Raw genomic sequence first — 9,020 nt, forward strand, 5'->3', positions numbered from 1 at the left:
ATGGACTAATAAATAACTTTCTTATATACTGTTCCGTTTTCAGTTCCTATTTTTACAACCAAAACCTGTTCTTCAGCAATAAGGCCGTTTATAATGTAATTCTCATTATTCAACCCTTCTTTACTATATATCAGCCTTCCCCTTACATCATATATAAATATGGATTTGAGTATTGAAGGGCTGTTAACTACCAAGTTTCTATCCTGCTTATAAATAATCGTTGCATTCGCATCAGCCTTAAAATCATCACTGCCCAGGGCATCGGTGGTATATACAACTTCAAACCTGTCATCAAAATTGCCTGCCTCAGTATTGAACTCATATCCTTCGCCGGATGCCAGGGCAAAATAAGTACCGGTATATAAATCATGTATATATATCGGCTGGCCTTCTGCAAAAACACCGTCAAAATGATCGGCTTCTATTATATATGCGCCAGGCTCCGTAACCGTAAGACCTAAAGGAACAACGTCTGCCACAGCAAATTGTGCCCTGGCCTGTATTGATAACTGAATATCTTCTGCTAAGGAATAAAGGGCTACAGAACCTTTACTTATTAATTTTCCATCCCATCCGTAATCTATTCCGGTGGTGGTTTCATCGGTATATCCCACTGCAATTTGAGAAAACCCGGTACCCTGTACAGTTTTAAGGTTTAGCCATACTCTTGATATCGCAGGTTCATCATCCGTTTGGGAATGACGGAAAAACTGCCCATTATTAACCACCCTTCTCATATCATTTGTGAAAACAATAGTAGAAGTTTCTGCTTTGGCAAAAAAGCCCTGCCCGGTATTTATTACCCATTCCGAAGGGTCTCCTACAAAAACAGAGGAACCGGTATCACCCCCATCGGCCTGATTGGCCGTATAGGCAAGTTTGGTTATGGTGGAGTATGATGAGGCGCCGGGATCATTCCTCTTTCTCCAGAAGTACAATGCCGAACTCTGGCTTATTGCGCCCACATTGGTATCGAAAAAAGCGTGGATATTTATTGCTGAAGGATAAGGATTGCCCAGCATATTGTAGGCATCTCCTGCTGTTGTAACACTAACATTAATATCGCCGTTATTAGGCACACCAGTATATTCTCCCGTAAATACTATAGGGGTTAAACCGTCATTATATCCTGGTTCGCTATCCGCATTAGGCATACGTATTAAATAACCGCGGCCAGGCTCAAAATCCTGCTCAGGGGTTACACTTACATATTCAGCGTTAGCTGAACTATATCCATAAAAACGGTTGCTTAAAGTTAAAGGTGAAAAATCCTGTAGATTTTGCCCGGCTACAGGCGACGACCATATTGTATAATCAAGCCTGTATAATGATGAGCTGTTTTTATACACTATAATATTTCCTGAGTTAACGGCTTCAGTAAGCTGAATTAAATTAGCATTATCTTCAATCACGAAGCTGCCTCCCGATACTGTTATAGCCCCATTAATAGTTACGTTAAAACCTGATGGGATGGTAACATTTGCGGTACCGCTTACCTGTATGGTACAGGCCTCTATATCTGCCGATGCAGTATAGTCACCTGTAAATATTACTGATTTGGTAGCATCGGGCGTGCCGTTGCTCCACGTGCTGCCGTCCCATGTGGTTGAAGTTATTGTAACAGCTACAGCATTGGAATATACAACCGGGCATGAGCCGTTTTGCACAACAGCCCTAAAATAACGGGTAGTTGTAAAGTTGCCCATTTGTGCCCCTGTTAGTATTGGCGATGTGCTTGCTATAAATGTAGGATTTGTAAAACTACCTGTAAGAGAGCGTTCCCACCTTACCACTGTTCCTGTAAAATCATTAAGTGTAATAGCCTGAGGAGTGCTTCCTGCACATATCACCTGGTTTTCGGTAAGGGTTCCGGCATCCGGATTTGCAGTAACCACTATAGTGGCAGTATCGGTAGAAACAATACCATTGGCATCCCTAACCGTAAGAGTATATATTTCTGTACCCGCAGTATCTGTAGGCGGAGTGGCAGTTGCACCGTTACCTAATCCGTTACTCCACTCATACGTATAAGGGGCATCACCGCCTGATACTGCTGTGCTAAGGATAACTTCGGTATCCTCACAAAAAGTACCCTCACCAATTATCTCTGCAACTATATTTTGGGATGTAATCCCTGTAAAAACTGAAGTTTGACCCTCTGTAAGCAAAGCATTATTAGCTGTTAATGTGGTACCCGAAAGCGCACTGAACTTTACCCAGGGATTTGATGCTATATCAAAATCCCCATCAAGCTGTGCGGATATTAATGCTGCTTCTCCGCCTACTGCGTCACCAATTACATAATTGGCAGTAATATTTGCTATAGCGTTGGATATTCCTGTTTGTGTAACATTCCAGTAGCGGGTAAGGTATGCATTAATACTATTATTATCGGGGTGTACGGCATCGCGCACATTAACCCCCACATAAGCATTATTAAATGTACCTGAGGTAATATTTACAATTATAGGTGAATACGTAGTATTGCTTACTTTTTCGCCAACAGGGAAAGTATAGGAACCTGTTGCGGTATAAGGCCTCCTTACAAACCCGTCGCCATCGGCAACTATCATGGTTGTAGATGAAAATGAGCCCGATACGGCATTTGCTCCCAGGGTAAGGTCATAATTTCCTATGTTAAGTAAGCCTGCCGTAAGGGTAAGTGTCCCTCCCACTGTTATATCATTAGCAAGGGAAACATCTGCAATAGTATTATTAATAACAAGATTATTAAAGCCTGGCATTGCAGCGCCTCCTATAAATTGTGCTTCCGCCCCCGTCATTGCTATTGTTTTCCCTGTAAAATCAACAGCCTGGTTAAGGGTAAGGTCGCCCCTGATATTTAAACTGGATGGAAAAACGGCACCCGTTCCGCTGATGATAAGGTTATGATAAGCAGGTGTACTGCCACCGGGTGCAACAATAGTTTGATTTGTACCAGTATATTCTACCGTGTTTTCCACAACATTAGCTATAAATGTACCGGAATTGGTAAATGTACCGGCTATGCGCATCTGGTTATTGGTAAGTGTGCGTAACAGTGTGCCGCCTGCAATAGTTATGTTATTAAAGTCAGTATCGCCCGCAATAGTGGCATCTGCCGTTGTATTATTAAAGGTAACGCTGCTGGTGCCGCCGCCGGGATTAAAAGTCCCGTTATTTATCCAGGCTCCGCTATTGCCCGTAATAGTTAATTCAGAATCATCAGAGGCAGTCACTATACCCCCAGCTTCAATAGACAATGTACCTATAGTAACATTCGAGTTTAAGACGGGGTCGTTTGGCGTAGTTGCACCATCAGGAATAATTACATTGGTGTTGTCCGAAGGTGTGGCATTAGGTGTCCAGTTGGCAGCAGTGGTCCATGAGCTGCTCGCTGAACCATTCCATACCGATGTAGCTACCTGCGCATTTGCCAAAGTTAAGAGCTTGTTGCCGAACGATGCATTAAAAAAGGCTACATCTACGTTGGCCAGCTCAACATAATTATTTGTTGTATTGTAATTGGTTCGGCTCTGCTCTATCGTTTGTAATGGGGAAACCACTACTACCCAGTCCACAAGCCGGCTTTCGTCATTACCGTTTAATTCTGAATCCTTATAACTTGCACTGATAACAGCTTTGGTGCCACTACCACCTGTTTGTATAAAATCATAGGTTCGTAAAATAGCATCTGTTTTGCCGGCCGGAGCTGTACCCAATGTGGTTTTAAGGCTCATAGTGGTAGGCAATGTACCCTGGTTTGCAAACCGTATGGAAGTATAAGGGCTGCCAAAGGTATATAGCTTGTTGCTTTCAATACCTGTGTTTCGGGTTACTATACCACTTACTTCGCCAATGCCTGTGTTGGTGGCATTAGCTCCCATAAATAAAGTATTGGTTCCTGTAGCCAGTGCACCTGCCGTAGAGGAAGGATTGGCAGCCGCAAGGTTTAATATACCGTTTACCGTAACATTTCCCGAAGTTGTTGCCCCTGCCGGTGTGCTTATGGTAACATCGTTATATGTACCGTTAACAAGCGTTTGTGCCGAAGAGACATTGTTAAGCACTACTCTACCTGTGCCCGACCATGTCCTTCCTGTTGTCCATGGGGCAGCAGAAGTATTTTGTGAAGTTATGGTACCATTATTAATTATTGAAGATAATGCCCCTCCAAGGGCATTTGTACCCATATTTAATGTCTGGTCTGTATCCACAGTTAATGTACCTGAAACATTAAGCGCATTGCCCGCGGTAACAGTGTTTGATGTTGTTGTACTAATTGTAATGTTGGTAAAGGCATTGGTTGTACCGGGTGTAGTCTGGTCAAAACTCAGTGTCTGGCTGGTTGTACCTGAACTTATTAATGAGCCCGTTCCGTTGCCTCTTAATCCTCCGGCAGTGGTATTAACAACCGGGCCTGACAGCGTAAGCGTGCTTGAGGAAAGATTAAGCCAACTGTTGTTTGAGAAGGTGGTTGTTCCTAAAACCGTTGTATTTCCTGATAGCTCCGCATTACCCGCCACCGTAAATGTTTCGGCATTGCCCGCAAATGATGCAAATGAAGTGGTAGGGTTGGCTACAATTACCACGTCATCCAATGCAATTTCATCAAAAGCTGTCCCTGAAACGGTTGCACCGCTCCAGCGTAAATAGCCATAGTTGTTTGTTGCAATACTCAACCCTGTTATTGTTACTACTTTGTAATATGCTTTCCATCGGGGTACGGCATCTGCGGCGGCTGTTGTGGTATGGTTTACTGCCGTTGCACTGGTGTAGGTACTGTTATTTGAAGAGTAGCTTAAATTTAGGCTGTTAGAGCCCGCTTCATCATTATATACATATACTTTATACCCTACACTTAACGAAGTAACAGTGCTCCCCGTTTGGTTCTGGAAACGGAAAGTAATACTTCCCGGAGCAAAATTTCCTGTAGAAGGCTGTATGCCCAAGGCAAAGTTGCCGGGTTCCACTTCAAAGGCATAAACACCGCCATCGGTTTCCCCTCCGGGAGAACTGCCGGAATCATATACTGTATCTTCCGCGCTTTCACCTGCAAAATTTACATCACCATCTGTAAAGCCTGTAAAAGCCCATGAATAGGAATTAAGCTCACCTGGTTCGGGGGCAGCAGATATACCATTACCTGAAAAGGCTCCGTTATTTACCCCATCAACAGTACTGTCAAAATCTACTTTATATGCCGTGTTTGCAGTAGACACCTGTAGCCCAAGCGGCGCATTGAATGTTGCCCTGCTGCCTGTGGCGGGTGTTGTGGTTTTATAATTTTGGGGTCCGGAGCTTCCGTTAAATTCAAACACTGCCACATGATAGGTTGTTGAGGCTGTAAGGCCGGTTACCGTAACAGAAGTGCCGGTGCCATTATATACAATGAAGCTTGATGAGCCGATATCAGACCCTAAGCCAAACGCGGTAGAGGCCGTGTAGGATGTCCCGTCTGCCGGTGTAGCCGATACGGCACTCCCCTGTCTTATTGCCACCAGCCTGTTAGTACCGGATCCGGCAGCAAAGTTAATAGTAAAAGTAGAGGCCCCCACATTAGTAAAAGTTACATTGGTGGCAGAAGTTAAAGGTTCTGCAGCAAGTGCTTTACCGGATACCGCTACCTGCTTATTAGAAGCCCCTGTTGCAGAAAGCGTAATGTTACCTGAGTAAATGCCTGCAGGCGCAGATGCTTTCAGCCTTGAGTAAACTGTAACCGGCTGCCCCGTTAAAGCACCGCCAGACTGTGCCAGGTTAATACTGTCAGCAAATCCTGAAGAACTGCTTACAGATACTTCAAAGTTTGCCGGGGCGGTTACAGTAACATTACTGGTAAGGTTAGCTCCTGAAGCCGTAAAGCTTCGTGTTGCTGATGCTGTACCTGTAACAGTAGTAACACTTGTGAGTGCAGTTGTTGAGGTTGAAATGGCTGGTACTGCAGCAGGGTCAATAATAAAAGTAAGTATGTTAGATGTAGCTGTGCCTGTAGTTACCGTTATATCGGCAGAGCCTGCTGTGGTAATATCGGCAGCAGGAATTGAAGCTGTTAACTGTGTAGCTGACACATAGGTAGTTGTCCTGCTGCTGCCATTCCACCTTATTGTACTGGAAGGAGTGAAATCGGTTCCGTTAACTGTTAGTGTAAATGTCCCTGTGCCTGCCGTCCTGGATGAGGGAGATACAGAAGTAATAGAAGGCTCGGTTACTGTAACCGTTATATTATCAAAAAGAGCTGTCTGGCTGTTTCTTGTCCCTGCATTCCAAAATGCTCCTATTAAAGGCAATGATGTTCCGGTAGAAGTGCTGTTAACAGCAGTTCCCTGCGAAATAAGGCTGCCGGATTCAGGATCGTTAAAACTGCTGCCGTCATTCCTTACAAAAAGCTGCCACCTATTAGTACTTGGTGTATAAGTAACCTTAACACTTAAATAAGCATTTCCAAAATCTGACAGTCCACTTGTATTGGAAGATATGATATTGGTTGATGTACGGAGGCCCGCACTATACCTTACTAATCGCAAAGGATCTGTCTTACCGCTGTTTCCCAGTACTACCGCATATCCTGAACCTGTAGTAGCGGTTGTATTTGATGTGCCCGCCAGTACAAATGCATTTGCATAACTTCCGCTTGCCTTACCGGACGGATTGGAACGGCTTTGGCGCATATTAAAAGTCCAGGTAACCATCCCGGGATTACTGTTTAAAATTCCTGCATAGGGAGCACTAAAAGATGTGGAAGAAGTATAGGCAAGAATCCAGCCATTATAATTCCACGCTCCGGAAGCATCGTTGGTAAGTGTAAGTATTCCGGAGTTTATTCTGCTGCCCATATCTGTGCCGCTGCGAATTTGCGACCAAACAGGATTTGTTCCCACAGCACCATTATTTGTAGTATAGCTGCTCCCCGATGAAATGCTGAAATCATCACTAAAAACTGTAGTTTGTGCCGACGCAACAGTTGCCAGCAAAAGCATTAATAGAAGTAATTTATCCCTCATACCAATAAATTTAAAAATTATGCATAATATTTAAAAAATAAATAATTTTACAACCCTATTCTAATAAATATATAAAAAAACTCTAAAAATCATAAATTTTATGCTTATTTTTAAATTTAATTAACATTATAATTGGAGAGCTGTAATAAAATTCATCAAAAAAATTCTTACTAATTGAAATAATGCATTTAAACAGCTATGATTACCATTATTTATATTTGAAATAAAAAGGTAAATAACTTGCTTATTGCTTTAATATTTAAAGCAATAACTTCTCAGAATTATTGGAAGTAGTAAAAAAGCTAGAAATATCGGTGTTCAGATGAGTAAAAAAGGAATAAAAAAATCCGTAAAGATGAATTTTACGGATTGCTCATATAGCTGCTGCCTAAATGGTCAGGATGATAAAAGTAAATATCACTTACACCCGAATTGTAAAAATCTAGTGGCCATGAGGAGGGTACAGGTACATTTCTACTTCAAAACCGGAGTGTACTGTGGCTACTATATCGTTTGCATCGCTTAGTGTGTTGTTGCTTTGAACCTCTGAAACATTTATTTAGTTTAAAGCATCATTAATTGTTTTTAATTGACTATCCTTTATAATATACTCATCAATATACATAAGATCAATTTCACTTTCATCTATTGGCTCCAATTCTACATTTTGAATCTTTCCATTTGGTAAATCAATAAATCGATTAAATGTCGGTACTATTCCTCTTGGGCAATAAATATATAAAGTATAATTTTTATACTTATTCACGGCAACTAAATTTATTGTTTCATAAGGAGTAAAATTTGCAAAAGACACAATTGTATCACTGCTTTGGTTAATATAAGTAGAGATTATAATAGATTTAAAAGTTTTAACTGGGTATGTATTAATATCTTTAATAAACCCTTCCATTAAGCTCTCAAAAGAGGCCTCTTTGAAAATTACTTCTCTAAAATCATTCTCATCTTTAAGTATATCATTATTTTTTTTATCACAACTAACTATTATAAAAAAAATAATATATAAATAATATTTACTTCGGTGTTCTAATCGCTTTCTCTCCATTGTACATGATATTAAATTTTGGACCTTTTGCATAATAAACTTCATGATATTTAGGCATCCTATCACCAAACTCATTTTTATTACTAATATATACATCTCTATCCCCTCCTTTATTATTAGGATGCAATGTCTTTTGATTGAACCCAGAAGGAGCTGCAGGCCAGAATGTTTTTGCATTAAAAGAGCCTGGATGAGAATGTGAAGATCGTGTTACAGTTGCGTCTTCATTCTCTCTTAATACGCCAGACGCATAATCTGATGATGCAACACTCCATGAACTATAATCTGTCATAACGACCGTTTCTCCATAACTACTATTTCCATAAAAAATATCTAAAAGTCCAAACTCAACATCAGTTTGAGCTGCAAATTCATAAAACTTACTAGCTTTTTCAGTGTCTGTGTTAAAATGGATTCGTTGACCTAAATTTTGATTACCTATAGGCCCCCTTTCTATATCAATTCTTGTATCTTTATCAAAGCTCCCATTTTCTCCATATGTATAGCTATCTACAACTTCATTATTATTTTTTGAATCAATAATCCTTACAACATCATCACCTTTTGCCTTAGTTACAGTAGTATAGCCTGTATATTTATCAATATCAATAATATCATCCCCTTCCATTCCTGTCGGGTCAATAAATCGTATAGGGTTATTAAATGCATAAGCATACGAACTCCAACCAGAATATTTCTCCGCCAGCGGGTCTACAGATATAAAGATACTTAATTTTGGATCATAATAGCGTGCTCCATAGTAATAATTACCTGTTTCATCGTCATATTCTTTGCCGTTAAATTTAAACGGGGTGTTGTAAGAGTTCAGGTGCTCATCCACCAATGTTTCGCCAAACGGCAAATATTCCATATGCTGGCTCACAGTACCTTCAGCATTGCTTATATAGCTGCTACTGCCCAAGTGGTCAGGATGGTAATAATAAATATCATCATAATTGTTTGCCTCATAAAAGTCT

The 9,020-nt window shown here is 40.9% G+C and carries 3 protein-coding genes; all 3 read right to left on the reverse strand.

Annotation, left to right across the window (positions count from 1 at the left end):
* Nucleotides 1–5: 5 nt before the first annotated feature.
* Nucleotides 6–6,980, reverse strand: a complete 6,975-nt coding sequence (locus GSF09_RS04365; protein WP_159799719.1) for a T9SS sorting signal type C domain-containing protein — start codon at nucleotides 6,978–6,980, stop codon at nucleotides 6–8.
* Between the two features lie 559 nt (nucleotides 6,981–7,539).
* Complete coding sequence (locus tag GSF09_RS04370; protein ID WP_159799720.1) at nucleotides 7,540–8,043, reverse strand: hypothetical protein; 504 nt, start codon at nucleotides 8,041–8,043, stop codon at nucleotides 7,540–7,542.
* Nucleotides 8,012–9,020: RHS repeat-associated core domain-containing protein (locus GSF09_RS04375; protein ID WP_201309329.1), on the reverse strand; the 1,009-nt coding region annotated here is incomplete at its 5' end. The genes GSF09_RS04375 and GSF09_RS04370, both read right to left, overlap by 32 nt.

The organism is Flavobacterium sp. MK4S-17, assembly GCF_009848495.1.
GTDB lineage: Bacteria > Bacteroidota > Bacteroidia > Flavobacteriales > Flavobacteriaceae > Flavobacterium.

What these genes read in the sequence shown, in the direction of transcription:
- GSF09_RS04365 (WP_159799719.1), bottom strand. Translation starts at nt 6,980, where the DNA reads ATGAGGGATAAATTACTTCTATTAATGCTTTTGCTGGCAACTGTTGCG.
- GSF09_RS04370 (WP_159799720.1), bottom strand. Translation starts at nt 8,043, where the DNA reads ATGGAGAGAAAGCGATTAGAACACCGAAGTAAATATTATTTATATATT.